The 12,478-nt window shown below is 69.2% G+C and carries 13 protein-coding genes; 5 read left to right on the top strand and 8 right to left on the bottom strand.

The window, feature by feature from the left end:
- Positions 1 to 17 precede the first annotated feature (17 nt).
- The 6 genes from H504_RS0118235 to rpe form a co-directional block, all read right to left on the bottom strand.
- Positions 18 to 458 (bottom strand): PH domain-containing protein, encoded by a 441-nt coding sequence (locus tag H504_RS0118235; RefSeq protein WP_026423944.1) that lies wholly within the window; start codon positions 456 to 458, stop codon positions 18 to 20.
- Positions 455 to 952, bottom strand: a complete 498-nt coding sequence (ribH, locus tag H504_RS0118230) for a 6,7-dimethyl-8-ribityllumazine synthase (protein ID WP_026423943.1) — start codon at positions 950 to 952, stop codon at positions 455 to 457. The genes H504_RS0118235 and ribH overlap by 4 nt, the downstream gene beginning before the upstream one ends.
- Positions 949 to 2,214, bottom strand: coding sequence for a bifunctional 3,4-dihydroxy-2-butanone-4-phosphate synthase/GTP cyclohydrolase II (locus tag H504_RS0118225; RefSeq protein ID WP_026423942.1), 1,266 nt, complete (start codon positions 2,212 to 2,214; stop codon positions 949 to 951). Before H504_RS0118225 ends, ribH begins: the two co-directional genes overlap by 4 nt.
- On the bottom strand, positions 2,207 to 2,836 hold the full coding sequence (locus H504_RS0118220; protein ID WP_026423941.1) for a riboflavin synthase: 630 nt from the start codon (positions 2,834 to 2,836) through the stop codon (positions 2,207 to 2,209). The genes H504_RS0118225 and H504_RS0118220 overlap by 8 nt, the downstream gene beginning before the upstream one ends.
- Positions 2,837 to 2,848: 12 nt before the next feature.
- The gene (ribD, locus tag H504_RS0118215; protein WP_051386014.1) at positions 2,849 to 3,844 is read right to left on the bottom strand and encodes a bifunctional diaminohydroxyphosphoribosylaminopyrimidine deaminase/5-amino-6-(5-phosphoribosylamino)uracil reductase RibD; all 996 of its coding nucleotides are present in this window, start codon (positions 3,842 to 3,844) and stop codon (positions 2,849 to 2,851) included.
- 723 nt (positions 3,845 to 4,567) lie between these two features.
- Positions 4,568 to 5,236, bottom strand: a complete 669-nt coding sequence (rpe, locus tag H504_RS0118210; protein ID WP_084467860.1) for a ribulose-phosphate 3-epimerase — start codon at positions 5,234 to 5,236, stop codon at positions 4,568 to 4,570.
- A gap of 191 nt (positions 5,237 to 5,427) precedes the next feature.
- On the opposite strand from rpe, the gene H504_RS0118205 reads away from it, so the two are divergent.
- From H504_RS0118205 to H504_RS0118195, 3 genes are all read left to right on the top strand, one after another.
- Complete coding sequence (locus H504_RS0118205; protein ID WP_026423938.1) at positions 5,428 to 5,904, top strand: NUDIX hydrolase; 477 nt, start codon at positions 5,428 to 5,430, stop codon at positions 5,902 to 5,904.
- Positions 5,905 to 6,160: 256 nt separating this feature from the next.
- The gene (locus H504_RS0118200; RefSeq protein WP_026423937.1) at positions 6,161 to 7,789 is read left to right on the top strand and encodes a peroxidase family protein; all 1,629 of its coding nucleotides are present in this window, start codon (positions 6,161 to 6,163) and stop codon (positions 7,787 to 7,789) included.
- A 14-nt stretch (positions 7,790 to 7,803) separates the two neighbouring features.
- Positions 7,804 to 8,469 (top strand): DNA alkylation repair protein, encoded by a 666-nt coding sequence (locus H504_RS0118195; RefSeq protein WP_026423936.1) that lies wholly within the window; start codon positions 7,804 to 7,806, stop codon positions 8,467 to 8,469.
- 217 nt (positions 8,470 to 8,686) lie between these two features.
- On the opposite strand, the gene H504_RS35785 is transcribed toward H504_RS0118195, so the two are convergent.
- Positions 8,687 to 9,577 (bottom strand): phosphotransferase family protein, encoded by an 891-nt coding sequence (locus tag H504_RS35785; RefSeq protein WP_026423935.1) that lies wholly within the window; start codon positions 9,575 to 9,577, stop codon positions 8,687 to 8,689.
- Positions 9,574 to 10,887 carry an NsdA family TPR-like regulatory protein gene (locus H504_RS0118185; RefSeq protein WP_026423934.1) on the bottom strand — a complete coding sequence of 438 codons (1,314 nt, stop codon included), beginning with the start codon at positions 10,885 to 10,887 and terminating at the stop codon, positions 9,574 to 9,576. Before H504_RS0118185 ends, H504_RS35785 begins: the two co-directional genes overlap by 4 nt.
- 201 nt (positions 10,888 to 11,088) lie before the next feature.
- Between H504_RS0118185 and H504_RS0118180 the strand changes: the two genes are divergently transcribed.
- Both H504_RS0118180 and H504_RS0118175 read left to right on the top strand, forming a co-directional pair.
- Positions 11,089 to 11,499: a hypothetical protein gene (locus H504_RS0118180; protein WP_026423933.1), complete on the top strand. Its 411-nt coding sequence runs from the start codon at positions 11,089 to 11,091 to the stop codon at positions 11,497 to 11,499.
- Between the two features lie 103 nt (positions 11,500 to 11,602).
- Entirely contained in the window at positions 11,603 to 12,478 is an 876-nt protein-coding gene (locus H504_RS0118175) for a Scr1 family TA system antitoxin-like transcriptional regulator (RefSeq protein WP_084467855.1), read from the top strand.

The following is a 12,478-nucleotide window of genomic DNA, read 5'->3' as shown; positions in this document are numbered from 1 at the left end:
GGGTCGTACCATCGGTGCTACTCGCCGAGCGCGTCGCGGTGCAGCCTGCGGAGGTGCCGGATGGCGGCGACGGCCCGGTCGCCGTCGACCGCCTGCACGGCCATGATCGGGACGTACTCGTCGTCCGGCAGCTCCAGCCTGGCCCAGGCGGCGCCGTCGGCGAAGCTGATGGCCCGCACCCCGGTCCACGGGTAGCGGGTGCCGCCGAGCAGGTTGCGCACGGTGACGCCGGTGGCGTCGGCGGTGACCTTCGGCCAGGTCAGCCACAGCACGCCGAGGGCGAGCAGCACCCCGATGCCCACCATCGCGAGCTGGTCGGACGCCTGGAAGAACACGCCGGTGCCGCTGGAGCGGAGCAGGATGGCGACGACGACGAACACGCCGACGAACACCACCGCGACCGGCACCGTCACGAACCGCACCTTGCGCGGCCGGGCCACGAGCTCCGGCGCGGTCACTGGAAGCCCCGCTCGGTCCACGGCTGGCGCAGGCCGCGGATGACCAGCGCGGTCTCCAGGGCCGCTGCGCACGCCTCGTAGCCCTTGTCCTCGGCCGAACCGGGCAGCCCGGCCCGGTCGAGTGCCTGGTCCTCGGTGTTGACGGTCAGCACGCCGTTCCCGACCGGGGTCGACTCGTCCAGCGCGACCCTGGTCAGACCCGCGGTCACCGCGTCGCACACGTACTCGAAGTGCGGGGTGCCGCCGCGGACGACCACACCCAGCGCGACGACCGCGTCGTGGTGGCGGGCCAGTTCCTGGCACACCACCGGCAACTCGACCGCGCCGGGCACCCGGACCACGGTCGGCTCCTCGATGCCCGCCTCCTCGGCGGCGACCAGCGCGCGCTTGAGCAGTTGGTCGGCGATCTCACCGTGCCAGCGGGTCGCCGCGATACCCAACCGGACGCCCTCGCACCGCGGCACCCCCGCCGCGGGCCTGCCCTCGCCGCTCACGCGTCCTCCCCCGCCGCCGTCACGGTGCCGATCTCGTACTGCTCCAGGTTGCCCAGCTCGTGGCCCATCCGGTCGCGCTTGGTGCGCAGGTACCGCAGGTTCTCCGGGTTCGGCCACACCGACAGCGGCACCCGGTCGACCACGGCCAGCCCGTAGCCCTCCAGGCCGACCCGCTTGGCCGGGTTGTTGGTGAGCAGCCGCATCGACTTGACCCCCAGGTCGACCAGGATCTGCGCGCCGGTGCCGTAGTCGCGGGCGTCGGCGGGGACGCCGAGGGCGAGGTTCGCGTCGACCGTGTCGGCGCCGTCGTCCTGCAGTTGGTAGGCCTGCAGCTTGTGCATGAGGCCGATGCCGCGGCCCTCGTGCCCGCGCATGTAGAGCACCACGCCGCGGCCCTCGGCGGCGACGGCCTCCAGCGCGGCGTCCAACTGCGGACCGCAGTCGCAGCGCAGCGAGCCGAACACGTCGCCGGTGAGGCACTCGGAGTGCACCCGGACCAGCACGTTCTCGCCGTCACCGAGGTCGCCGTAGACCAGCGCGACGTGCTCGATGCCGTCGAGCAGGCTGTCGTAGCCGACCGCCCGGAACGCGCCGTGCGCGGTCGGGATGCGCGCCTCGGCGACCCGGTCGACCTGCTTCTCGGTGCGCCGCCGGTAGGCGATCAGGTCGGCGATGGTGATGATCGTCAGGTCGTGCTCGGCGGCGAAGACGACCAGCTCGTCGTAGCGGGCCATCTCGCCGTCGTCCTTCTGCGACACGATCTCGCAGAGGACCCCGGCAGGCCGCAGCCCGGCCATCCTGGCCAGGTCGATGGCGGCCTCGGTGTGCCCGGGGCGGCGCAGCACCCCGCCCTCCTTGGCGCGCAGCGGCACCACGTGACCGGGCCGGTTGAAGTCCTTGGCGGTGGCGTTCTCGTCGGCCAGCAGCCGGATCGTGTGCGCCCGGTCGGCGGCGGAGATGCCGGTGGACACGCCCTCGGCGGCGTCGACGGTGACCGTGTACGCGGTGCCGCGGGCGTCCTGGTTCGTGTGGAACATCGGCGGCAGGTCCAGCCGCTCGCAGTCGGCGGCGGTCAGCGGCACGCAGATGTAGCCGGAGGTGTAGCGGACCATGAACGCCAGCAGCTCCGGCGTGCACTTCTCGGCCGCGAAGATGAGGTCGCCCTCGTTCTCCCGGTCCTCGTCGTCCACCACCACGACCGCCTTGCCCTCGGCGATGTCGGCGATGGCGCGTTCGATGGCGGTGAAGTCGACGTCACTCACCGGCGGTCCCTCCCCCGGTCGGCAGGCCGGCCAGGTGCGGCGCGGCCAGCTTCTCCACGTACTTCGCGACCACGTCGACCTCGAGGTTCACCCGGTCGCCGACCTGCCGCAGGCCCAGCGTGGTGGCGCGCAGCGTCTCCGGGATCAGGCTCACGGTGAACCAGTCCGCACCGACGTCGACCACGGTCAGCGACACGCCGTCCACGGTGATCGAGCCCTTCTCCACCACGTACCGCGCCAGGTTCGCGGGGAGGCTGATCCGGACCACGTCCCAGTGCTCGGACGGGTCGCGGGAGACCAGTTCGCCGGTGCCGTCCACGTGCCCTTGGACGATGTGCCCACCGAGGCGCTGCCCGACCGCGGCGGCACGCTCCAGGTTGACCGCGTCCCCGGCGGCGACGCCGTCCAGGCTGCTGCGGACCAGCGTCTCGCGCATGACGTCCGCGGTGAACGCGCCGTCGGCCAACTCCACCACGGTCAGGCACACGCCGTTGACCGCGATCGAGTCACCCTGGCGGGCGTCGCTGGTGACCAGCGGCCCGGCGATGGTGACCCGCGCCGCGTCCGGCAACTGCGCGACGGCCACGACCGCGCCACGCTCCTCGACGATCCCGGTGAACACCGGTGTTCCTCCTCAGTTCCGCGCCCGGACCGCGGAGATCCGCACGTCCGGTCCACTCATGGTGGCCTCTTCGACGGTGTAGCGGTGCGCGCCGGTGATGGTCGACACGCCGGATGCGCCCAACGCCACAGGCCCGGCCCCCAACAGGGTCGGCGCGACGTAGGCCAGCACCCGGTCGACCAGCCCGGCCCCCGCGAACGCCCCCGCCACCGTCGGCCCACCCTCCAACAGGACGTCGACGACCCCCCGGTCGCGCAACACGGCCAGCACCTCGGCCGGGTCGTGACTGCGCACCCGGACGGTCTCGGCGCTGCCGTCGAGCACCCTGGCGGTTTCGGGGAGATCACCTGAGCCCACGACAACCCGCAACGGCTGCCGGGCCCCAGGTGTTCCATCGGCGGCACGAGCGGTCAACGCGGGGTCGTCCACCCGAACGGTCCCGGTACCGATGATGATCGCGTCGACCTGCCCGCGGAGTTCGTGCACCTCGGCGCGGGAGACCTCGGAACTGATCCACCGGCTGGTCCCGTCAGCGGCGGCGACCCGCCCGTCCAGGGTTGCCGCGTACTTCCAAGTCACGTGCGGGCGGGCGTGGCGGACGTAGTGCAGCCAGGCCCGCAGGGGACCTTTGGTGACCTCGTCGGCGAGCAGGCCGCCTTCGGTTTGTATCCCGGCGCCTTGCAGGGTGCGGGCACCACCGGACGCGACGGGGTTGGGGTCGGCGACGGCGTAGACGACTCTTTTCACCCCTGCGGCGATCAACGCGTCGGTGCAGGGCGGGGTACGGCCGTGGTGGGCACAGGGCTCAAGGGTGACGACGGCAGTGCCACCGCGCGCCCGCTCGCCCGCTTGTCGCAGGGCCACCACTTCGGCGTGCGGACCACCAGGGGGCTGGGTCGCGCCTGCACCGACGGGGGTGCCGGAGGAGTCGAGAACGACACAACCAACCGGCGGATTGGGGCTGGTCGTCCCCCGCGCCCGCTCAGCCAACACCACCGCGGACCGCATCGCCGCGGCCAGGCTGTCCTCCACCCGGCCAGTCTCCCAGCCGACCGCGGGGTGACCGCACCGGGCCGAATACTGCCGGTCGGTCAGGCGGGGGACGCTGGGATCCACTGGTAGCCGACGGCTGTCGGCGCGTTGCGGGGTGCCCACCGGTCCGCTCCGGCGGCGTCCGTCCACACCACGTCACCTTGGCCGCCAGTCATCCGGCCGGATCCGCTTCCACCCGACGGCCGCCCAGACTGGCGGTCGTCCAGGTCGCCGTTGCCCAGGCTGGCCGCTGTTCAGGCCGGCGATCGTCCAGGCCAGCCGCTGTCCAGACGATTGCCCAAGCCAGCGGTCGTCCGGGCCAGCCGCTGTCCACAAGGGCAGCGGTTGTCCACAGGTCGCGCTTGTGCCCTCTTGACAGGTCGGCGGTCGCGCTACCGTCAGGAATGGGCCCCCGAGCCCCGGGTGGGCGGGCTCCTGTCTGGACCACGTGCCGGGCGGAGGTCAACCGCTTGATCGGGTGAGCTGGATCGGGCGAACTCGCCGGGCGTGGGGGCACGAAGCGCGCGGGCAGGTGGGTGGCAGGGGCGTTCGCGGGGAAGGCGCCGGCCTTGGGCGGACGTGCGGGGCGTCAGCCAGGCGGGGTGCAGTCAGGTTGAGTGTGATCAAAGTGGGATGCGGCCGGGCGAGGTGCAGCCAGGTGGGGTGCGGCCACGTGGAGTGCAGCCACGTGGGGTGCGGTCAGGCGGGGGTGAAGCGGGGGTTGGCGGTGCGGGCCTGGTCGCGGAGGGCGGTGATGGCGCGGGAGGGGTCGGCGGCGCCGTAGACGGCGGAGCCTGCGACGAAGCAGTCGACGCCTGCTTCGGCGGCCTGGGTGATCGTGTCGGGGTTGATGCCGCCGTCGATCTCGACCAGGACGGTGAGGTGGCCGGTGTCGACGAGGCGGCGGGCGGTGCGGACCTTGTCGAGGACGTCCGGGATGAAGCTCTGGCCGCCGAAGCCGGGTTCGACGGACATGATCAGGAGGGTGTCGTACTCGCGGAGGACGTCGAGCCACGGGTCGAGCGGGGTGCCGGGTTTGATCGACAGACCGGCCTTGGCCCCGGCGGCGCGCAGGTCGCGGGCGATGCGGGTGGGGTCACCCGCGGCCTCGGCGTGCACGGTGACGTTGTGCGCGCCCGCCTCCGCGTAGCCGACCGCCCAGCGATCCGGGTCGGAGATCATCAGGTGGCAGTCCATCGGGATGTCGGTCGCCTTGAGCAGGGCTTCGACGATCGGGAGGCCCAGGGTGAGGTTCGGCACGAAGTGCCCGTCCATCACGTCGACGTGCACCCAGTCGGAGCCCTCGATGGCGGCGAGTTCGTCGGCCAGCCGGGCGAAGTCGGCGGACAGGATGCTGGGGGCGATCATCGGCGTGTGCGACACGGGAGACCAGCCTAGTGGGCCGACCCAGGGGGGGTTGGTTGGGTATGGGCAGGTCGAGACCCGGCCAACCCCCTGGGTCGAGCCGCTAGTTGAGTCCCCGCAGCAGTCTGACCACGGCGTCCGCCCCTACCGCACAGTGCCCCAGGCCGCTGACGACTTCGGTAGGTTCACGTGCTGTGAAGCGGTCCCTGCGGGTGGCGGCCTACGCCGTGTGCGTCGAGTCGGACAAGATCCTGTTGGCCCGGTGGGTGGGCCGGGAGGGCAAGAAGTGGACCCTGCCCGGCGGCGGCATCGACCACGGCGAGCACCCGCAGGACGCCGCCGTCCGCGAGGTCACCGAGGAAACCGGGTACGCGGTGCGGATCGACGCCCTGCTCGGCATCGACTCGGTGCGCCGCCACTTCACCCGCACCGGCCTGCGCCGCGCGCTGGCCAAGGCGGGCAACGCGACCGACTGGCACGGCCTGCGGATCGTCTACGCGGCCACCGTCATCGGCGGGGAGCTGCGCTTCGAGGAGAACGGCTCCACCGACATGGCCGCCTGGGTCGACCTGGCCGATCTGTCCACCTTGGACCGCACCGACCTGGTCGACACGGGGTTGGCACTGGCCCGCCGGAAACCGCCCACCGGTCGCACGGAAACCGCAGGCTGACCATTTACCGATCACCACTGATCCGTTTCCCGCGCGAAAAACCGCCACCGCCGGAACCTACGGGCCGGGCCGAGTCGTAGGCCACACCCCGGGTTCCGGAATTCCGCCGACGGCCGCTCCGCGAATTCCGGTAGCCTGGGTCCAGGGGGATTCCGCCGGTTCTCTGGGGAGAGAACGGGAAACGGCGAACTACACGCGTCCCTCATTCCAGGGCGTCCTTTTCCCGGGCGCCGCAACGATCCGTGGGGGTTCACCAATGGCAGCACGCCATGCTCGTGACAGTTTCTTCGTGGTCGGCGAGGGCATCATCCAGTCGGGTGGCGACGGCGAGCCGGTGGTCCGGCCCGCCTCGGCGGAGGAGGAGCTGCGCCGGTTCCGCTTCTCCCGGCTCGGTCCGCGCGGCCCGCGCACCGACGAGGCGCTGCGGGTGGCGCTGGCCACCGCCATCACCGAGGCGAGGCCGCAGCCGGACGGGGACGTCCCGGCCGGGTACACCTACCTCGGCCAGTTCGTCGACCACGACCTGACCATCGACCGCACCGCCACCCAACTGGGCTCGGACGTCACCGTCGACGACCTCGTGCAGAGCCGGTCACCCGCGCTGGACCTGGACTCGCTCTACGGCCGCGGCCCGCACGACCCGCAGGACCGCCGGTTCTACGCCGACGACCAGGTCCGGTTGAAGGTCGGCAGCACATCGGCGTCCACCTTCCCGGACGACCGGGTGCGGGTGGAGCTGACCGGGTTCGACCTGCCCCGGGTCGGCGGCGGCTCGGGCACTCCAGCGGACCGGCGCGCCCCGCTGATCCCGGACGCCCGCAACGACGAGAACCTGGTGGTCGCGCAGACCCACCTGGCGTTCATCCGCTTCCACAACCGGGTGGTGGAGCACCTCGCGCTGACCGGCATCCACGACCGCAGGCTGTTCGAGGCGGCCAGGGACCTGGTGGTGCGCCATTACCAGTGGCTGCTGCGCACCGATTTCCTACCGCGGGTGGTCGACCCGTCGATCGTCGCCGACGTGTTCACCAATGGCAGGCGGTTCTTCGACCCGCACGCGCACGACACCCGCCCGACCATGCCGATCGAGTTCTCCATCGCCGCGTACCGCCTGGGCCACAGCATGGTCCGCGACGCGTACCAGTGGAACCGGGTGTTCAACTCCGGCGGCCCCGGTCCGGTCGCGTCGCTGTTGTTGCTGTTCACCTTCACCGGCACCAGCGGCAACTTCACCGGCGGCACGATCGACGACCTGGACAACCCGAACTCCGGCACCGTCGACCGCCTCCCGACGAACTGGATCGCCGACTTCCGCCGCCTCTACGACTTCACCGAGGCCGGACGACCCGACCTCGCCCCACCCACCGGCGGCGGCAACACCGCGAAGCGGATCGACTCGCTGCTGGTCGACCCCTTGGCCGATCTTCCGGCAGGCACCTTCGCCGGTCGCGGCGGCGCGTTCCCGGAGATCAACCGGAACCTGGCCTTCCGCAACCTCACCCGGGCCAGCATGGTCGAACTCGCCACCGGGCAACAAATGGCGCGGTTCCTCGGCGTCACCCCGCTCACCGCCACGCAGATCGTCGAGGGCAACGGCGCAGCGGTGCTCCCGGAGTCCACACGGGACGCCGTCGTCGCCAACACCCCACTGTGGTTCTACATCCTCCGCGAGGCGGAGTTGACCGGCGGCCGCCTCGGCCCCGTCGGCGGCCGCATCGTCGCCGAGGTCTTCCACCGCGCCATGGAAGGCTCCCGCACCTCCATCGTCCGCGAACCGTGGTGGCGCCCCACCCTCGGCCCGGACACCACCACCTTCCGGATGACCGACCTCCTGCTGTTCGCCTTCGAAGGAAAGGCCGACCTCCTCAACCCCCTCGGCGACTGAGCTACCGTGCCACTGTGGACATCGCCGCAGTGGTACGCGCCGCCCTGGCCTCAGCCGGTGACCCTGAACGGGCACCGGAGATGCAGCGGTACATGAAGTCGGACATGCCGTTCCGAGGAGTCCCCAAGCCCGCGCGCGCCGCACTCGTGCGCGGGCTCCCGGCCCTCGAAACCCGCTCCGAATGGCTCGACGTCACCGGCCGGTTGTGGTGGGAAGCCAAGTACCGCGAGGAACGGTACGTCGCACTGGACCTATTGGGACTGAAGAAACACGCCGGCTGGCGGGGCGTTGGCCTGCTGCCGACGTACAGTTCTTACGTGGTCTCAGGAGCTTGGTGGGACTTCGTCGACGAAATCGCCAACCGCCACATCGGCCCACTGCTGCTCGCCGACGCCGACTTCATGACCCCACAAATCCGCACCTGGGCCGCCGACCCAGACCTGTGGAAGCGACGAGTATCAGTAATCTGCCAACTGGGCGCGAAGGCGGAAACCGACCTTGAACTGTTGACTTATGCGATTGAGGCCAATGCGGAGGACAAGGACTTCTTCCTCCGAAAAGCCATTGGATGGGCACTGCGGCAGTACGCGCGAGTAGAACCCGGATGGGTAAAGTCCTTTGTAGACAACCACCCCACCCTCTCCCCCCTCTCCCGCCGAGAAGCACTCAAACACCTCTAACCCCACCCACCCCCTCATCGACGAAGCGCCACACCCAACACACCGCCCCCCCCCAAAAAAAAAGACTCCACCCCATATCGACGAAGCCCACCAGCCTGCGCCGCGCGCCTCGGGACCCGCCGACACCAACTGCCCGTTGTGGTGGAGTCAAGTTGGGTCTCATGGTGGGTTGTTGGTCGGGTTCGCTGTGTCTGTGTCTGTGTAGGTGGGGGTTCTGTTACGGCAGGGCTGACCACCCTGGCCATGGTCGGGGACCGTGTAGGCCACGCAGACATTCGATGCGGTGTGCTGCCTGGTGGGCGAGGCGGGGGTCCTCTGCTGCCAACTGGGCAGCCATGGTGGTCATGCGGAGTTCGCGGATGTCGCGGAACAGGGGGTATCCGACCCAGTCAGTGACGTCTGCCCCGTAGGCGTTGCAGAAGGCGGTGTAGTCCGGGCGGGAGACGAGGCCGAAGGAGTGGTGTTTGATGGCAGTGTGCACCAGGTCCCATTCCGGTGGGCCGATGGCGGTGCGCTCGAGGTCGAGGAAGACGACCTGGCCGGTGGCTGTGACGACGATGTTGCCTGACCAGGCGTCGCCGTGCACCACACACTCCTGGGCACCTGACGGCCTGTCGGACCACTGTTGGTTCAGTTCAGCCAGGTGGGAATGCAACCAAGCGCGGTCGGACGCAGTGAGGGTCAACCCGCGGTCGATGCGTGACCGAACTCGGACGAACGGTTCGATGTGTCCGAGAGCGCCACCACAGGGTGGTGGCGCGCGGTGCAACCGCGACAGGGCTTCGGCCATCTCCGCTGGGGTGCCGTGTCGGTGTGACGGGAGTTCATGCCAGAACGTGACTGCCCGATCGTCGACAACGAAGGGCTGCTCGGCCGGGCCTGCCAGGCGGACTGCCGAGATGCCGGTCTTGTGCATCCACCTGGCGGCGGCGACCTCGTGCCGGGCGGATTTCACATGACCTGGCCGGGAGACACGTGCGACTAGGTGGGCATGGAGCCGAAAGATCGTATTCTCGCTGACTCGAAGCGCGACTGCGCCTGCCGAGGCCACACCCGCCTGAGCGCAAGCTCGATCAAGTGCCTCGCGGGCGACTCGTAGGTCGTTCATCGGGGCGCGATCTTCAGCCGGTGGTGGATCGCGCTGCGGAGTTCCTGAACGTCTTCTCGCCGCCCGTGTCTCTGCGCGAAGCCGCTGAGTTCTCGAAGGTCGTCGGAGGCTCGTCGTGAGGTGATGGTGTCCGCTTCGGCCAGCGCACGGGCGCCGATCTGCGCGGCTTGGTCAGGGTCACCGATGCGCATGGTCAGTGAGGCGAGTTTGATGCCGGAGATTGCCCGAGACCGTGCGTAGGGCTCGGTGTGCCCGCGTACCGCCGCATCCAGTCTGCTGGCCGCTTCGTTGCCGAACCGACCGTGAACAGCGAGGTCGAACAGGGCGTGCCCGGTGTCTCCGTAATGTTGGGCGGCGTCGTAGTAGGCCATCCACGCTGGGTCATTGGCGGGTTCTGCCTGACTGAACTGCTCATCGGCCAACCCAATGGTCCGCACGGTGTCTGACACCCTCCCCAGTTTGGCCAATGCCCTTGCCCTGGCCGTCAACAACATGGCTCGTTCGGTCGCGGTGAGCCGATCGGATCGAACCATCGCCAACTCGATCAACGTGAGACCGCTGTCCGGATTGTCGCACCAGATCTCTTGTCGGGCCATGCTGGACAACACCTTGGCGCGCAGGTGCCAGTTGTCTGCCTCCTCAGCGCACGCCAACGCGAATCGGAACATGTTCCGGGCATCGTCGTGGGCATACGCGTCGAACGCCATGAAGGCCGAGGTGTGCCCGAGATACCCGACCGCGCCGAACAATTCTTCTCGCAGGCTTGGATCGCACCGTGCGTTGAGCAGGCCCGCCGAGTGCTGGAGTTGGGCAGCCACAGCCTGTCGGACCACACCACCGCCGTAGGTGTGGTCCCACGCACCGAACAGCCTTGCGGCGATCCGCACAGCTTCGATGTCCCCAGGCCCCACCGCGACTGGAACTGGGATCGGTCGTGAGTTCAGCGGCGGCCAGGTCAACGGCGTGACCAACGCGCCTGCCACCACGCCCACTGAGGTGCGAAGGAATTCTGAGCGGTTCACGTCTTCGACGTTAGCCGTGGTCAACTGGTTGCGGGTAAACCCCAACTCCGCGTCGGTTCCCGCACCGAGAACAGCCCGAAGCCCTTCTCGGTAGTCCCGCTGCGGCCACTTGATCAACCCCCGTTCCAGTTTGCCGATGTAGTTGGCGGTCAACTCGACGTCCCGACCTCGATGCTTGTACACCCAGGCATTGACAAGGTCGGCCAACTCGGCCCGGCTCAAGTGCTCGCCGGGCGTGACTGCGGACTCGGTCCGCTCCCGTAGTGCTCGCAGCCGATCATTGTGCACTGACACGGGCCGACTCCCTTCTCACCGGGAGACATCGTCGCACACCGTGTGCTCTAGCGAGCTCGCGAGCGATCCTGCTCATCGTCCCCTATTCCTCCCCTTGACATCCCACGGTCCGGCGTTCCGAACATCGCCAGTGGCGAGCAAAGTCTGGGACACGACCGCTTACCTCAGGATCTCGACCAATGGAGGAAACACAGCATGACGTCCACGCTGGACGCCACCAACACGATCGCCTGGGCCTCGCTCGACGAAGCGATTTCCGCCCTGCGCACGCACGTGGCCCGCCATCCCGCCCTTCCACTCGCCAACGTGAGTGTTCGCGCGGGCGGCAGCGGCCACGGACGGGTTGAAGTCTGCATGCCGAGCACCGACCAGCCGACAAGCTGCGCCGCACTGCTGGTCTGGCTTGACACCCTCACCTCCGCATCACTGATCCTGCACCACTGCGACGACAACCCCCAGGCCCACGCCTACGCCGAACTCGCCGACGGCACACCGATCATGGCCATCGCCCCACTGGACCCGACCCTGTTGCACGGAATCACCGGCGACCGCAGCGGCGACCGCGTCCTGCACTGGCTGCGTTGGCAAGCCACGGAGACCTACTAAACCCAGCGGATATACAGGTAGATCTAGAGGACCCACCGCGCCCCCACCGGTTCTGGGTCAAGCTCACGTTAGTCATATCGCGATCGGCAAAGCAGGAAGGATTATGGCGTCTCAACGGAAGTTCTCGATCGGTAGGCGGGTGTTCGCGGTGCTTCTGCAGGATCTGGCGGACGAGGCTGGGTATACCCATGCGTGGTTGGCGTCTGATCTGGGGGTCAGTGCGGACAAGTTGTCGCGGTGGTTGAGGGGGGATCAGCGGATGGCCGACGAGGACGTGGTTCGGCTGCTCGGGTTGTGTGGAGTCACCGCCGATCACGACGTCGCGGCGGTGGTGGTGCTCAAGGGACAGGTCGAGCAGTACCAGTGGATCGCCGGGTCCCTGTTCGGGTACGGGCGGCTTCCGGTCGACCGGGTGGCGTGGCAGGTGCTGGAGGCCGAGGCGCACGAGGTGGTCACGTTCTCCCCGATGGACCTTCCGCCGGAGTTGCGGACCCGGGCGAGTCGACGACACGAGTTCCGCTACAGCAGGCGCCGCAAGACGACACCGACCTACACGCACCTGATCGGCGAGGTCGCGTTCATCCGCTCCGCCCGCGACCTGCAGACCACCATCGGACAGTTCCGCAGCCTGCTCCGCGCCGCGGACAAGGACAACGTCACCATCCGCATGGTCCCGGACGTGCTGACCGACAACGCGGCCTCCTACCGGATCGTCACCCTGGCCGACAAGACCGCCGCCGTGTGCGTCGACCTCGACGGCGCGATCCTCTACCGCGACCACCCCGACGCGGTCGCCGAACACCGCCACAAACTGACCGCGATCGAGGAGACCGCACTCACCATGGAGCAGACCTTCCAGTTCATCAAGGAACTCACCGCCGACCTGGAACAGCGCCTACGACTGGCGAAGAAGAACGGCCGGGACAACGAGTCCCTGATCGCCTGGTGGACCGACCACCCCAGAGCCTTCCGCTACTGA

This window comes from Actinokineospora inagensis DSM 44258 (assembly GCF_000482865.1).
In the GTDB taxonomy this organism is placed as follows: domain Bacteria; phylum Actinomycetota; class Actinomycetes; order Mycobacteriales; family Pseudonocardiaceae; genus Actinokineospora; species Actinokineospora inagensis.
This window is presented reverse-complemented; position numbering and strand designations above follow the sequence as displayed.